The sequence below is a fragment of the Verrucosispora sp. SN26_14.1 genome (genome assembly GCF_004307965.1).
Taxonomy (GTDB): domain Bacteria; phylum Actinomycetota; class Actinomycetes; order Mycobacteriales; family Micromonosporaceae; genus Micromonospora.
In genome coordinates this window covers 1-2,313 of sequence record NZ_SISL01000675.1, presented here as the reverse complement: position 1 = coordinate 2,313, position 2,313 = coordinate 1, and the positions used below count along the sequence as shown (strand labels likewise).

Below are 2,313 nucleotides of genomic sequence, written 5' to 3'. Positions count from 1 at the left end.
GTCGCTGGGCCGCGCGCGGGGCTCCGGCGGGGGGCGCCAGTTGGCCGGCGCCGAGGAACGTGCCGCCGCGCTGGACTTCGCCGAGGTGGACGCCACCGGGGACCTGCTCGACGTCGGCACCCGGTTCCGGTTGTGCCGGTTCGAGGTGGAGCAGGCCCAGTGGGACCGCGCCGGCACGCGTCGCCGGATCGACCCGATGGCGTACGCGGAGGCGGAGCCGGACCCGCTGCACCCGGTCGAGGCGGTGCTGCTGGCCGACCTCGCCGACCGGTACGCCGACCGGCTGACCGCCTACCTGTGCCGCCGGCTGGGGCTGGCCGGTGTCGACGGGGCGCCCCGGGTGGAGCGGATCGACAGGTACGGCATGCTGGTCTCGTTCGGGCACACCGGCGCCCGGCACCGGACCCGGCTCGCCTTCACGCGCCCGGTGGCCGGGCACGACGAACTGCCCCGGCTGTTCGACGAGATGCTGCACCCGGCGGCCGGCGGCTGAGCCGGGCTCAGCCGACGAGTTCGCCGGTGAGGTAACGCTGCACGGTCGGCCCGACGGTGGCGACCAGGGTCTCCGGCTCGGCGGAGGCGACCGGCTCCAGCCGGACCACGTGCCGCATGAGCGCGAGCCCGATCAACTGGCTCGCCACCAGCCCGCCGCGCAACGGCCGGTGGGCCGGGTCGACGTCGAGGTGGTCGAGGATCCGGCGCAGCACCTGGGTGGTCAGGAACTCCCGGACCAGCCGGGCGGTCCACTCGTTGCCGACCGCGGAGCGCAGCAGGGCCACCCCGGCGGCGCCGGCCGGGGAGTCCCACATCGCGACGAACGTCCGGACCAGTCGTTCCCCGATCCCGTCGCGGTCGCCGTCGAGCACCGCCGGCAACAGTTCCCGAGGGTCGACCGGCGCCTGCACGGCGGCCAGGAACAGTTGCTCCTTGCTGCCGAAGTAGTGGTGCACCAGCGCCGGATCGACCTCGGCGGCGGCGGCGACGGCCCGGATGGTGGCGGCGTCGAAACCCCGTTCCGCGAAGGCGGTGCGGGCCGCCGCCAGGATGGCGTCCCGGGTCGCCGGGTTGCCGGGTCGCCGTCCGCTGCGCCGTGCCATCGCCCTCTCTTCCCGCTCGGTGGTCCGTCAGCCGCTGCGCCGTCGCAGCGTGGCCGAGGCGAGCACCAGCGCCAACACCGCCGCACCGGCGACCACCGCCACGTCCCGCCACATCGTCGCGGTCGGCTCGGCGTTCGCGCCGACCTCCTGAAGGGCCTCGACGGCGTACGACAGGGGGAGCACGTCGCTGATCGCCTGCAACCAGCCGGCCATCTCGTCGCGAGGCACGAAGAGCCCGCAGAGCAGCAGTTGAGGGGCGACCACGACCGGCATGAACTGTACGGCCTGGAACTCGGTGCGGGCGAAGGCGCTGCACAGCAGCCCGAGCGCGACGGCGAGCACGGCGTTCAGCGCCGCGATCAGGATCACCAGCGCACTGCTGCCGGCGGTCTCGAGGCCGAAGACCCCGTACGCCACGGCCGAGGCGATGGTGGCCTGCACCGCGCCAGCCAGCCCGAACGCGATGCCGTACCCGAAGAGCAAATCGGTGCGGGCCAGCGGGGTGGTGAGCAGCCGTTCCAGCGTGCCACTGGTCCGTTCGCGCAGCATGGCGATGCTGGTCACCAGGAACATGATGATGAACGGGAAGAAGCCGAGCATCACCAGCGCGATCCGGTCGAACGTGGACGGCTGGCCGGGCGGCGTGGGCTGGTCGGCGTACATGTAATAGACCAGGGTGAGAAGCGCGGTGGGCACGAGCACCAGCAGCGCCACCGTCCGTCGGTCGTGGCGCAGTTGCCGCAGGATGCGGCCGACCGTGGCGGCCAGGATGCGCGGGTTCATCACGCCTCCTCGGCGGTCGTGGTGCCGGTGCCGGCCTCGCCGGCCCGGATCAGCCGCAGGAACGCCTCGTCGAGGTCGTCGACCCCGGCGGCGGCCCGGATCGCGGCCGGGGTGTCGTCGGCGATCAGCCGTCCCGCGCGGATCAGCAGCAGCCGGTCGCATCGGGCCGCCTCGTCCATCACGTGACTGGAGACCAGCAGGGTGGTGCCGGCCGCCGCGAGTGCGTGGAACCTCGCCCAGAGCTCGGCCCGCAGGACCGGGTCCTGCCCGACGGTGGGTTCGTCGAGCACGATCAGCTCCGGCTCGCCGACCAGCGCGCAGGCCAGCGACGCACGGCTGCGTTGCCCGCCGGAGAGGGTGCCGACGATCTGTCCCGCCGCCGGCGCCAGCCCGACGTCGGCCACCGCCCGGTCCGCCTCGGCCCGGCCCCGGC

4 protein-coding genes are annotated in these 2,313 nt (G+C 74.1%); 1 reads left to right on the top strand and 3 read right to left on the bottom strand.

The annotated features are described in order from the left end of the window. A partial coding sequence (locus tag EYA84_RS32800) for a DUF2470 domain-containing protein (protein ID WP_161595078.1) occupies positions 1-493 on the top strand: 493 nt, incomplete at its 5' end. A gap of 7 nt (positions 494-500) precedes the next feature. Here the strand turns inward: EYA84_RS32800 and EYA84_RS30750 are convergent. The 3 genes from EYA84_RS30750 to EYA84_RS30740 form a co-directional block, all read right to left on the bottom strand. Then, positions 501-1,097: a TetR family transcriptional regulator gene (locus EYA84_RS30750; RefSeq protein WP_131057713.1), complete on the bottom strand. Its 597-nt coding sequence runs from the start codon at positions 1,095-1,097 to the stop codon at positions 501-503. A 27-nt stretch (positions 1,098-1,124) separates the two neighbouring features. Further along, positions 1,125-1,880: an ABC transporter permease gene (locus EYA84_RS30745; protein WP_131057712.1), complete on the bottom strand. Its 756-nt coding sequence runs from the start codon at positions 1,878-1,880 to the stop codon at positions 1,125-1,127. After that, the coding region (locus EYA84_RS30740; RefSeq protein ID WP_131057711.1) for an ATP-binding cassette domain-containing protein at positions 1,880-2,313 on the bottom strand (434 nt) is incomplete at its 5' end. The genes EYA84_RS30745 and EYA84_RS30740, both read right to left, overlap by 1 nt.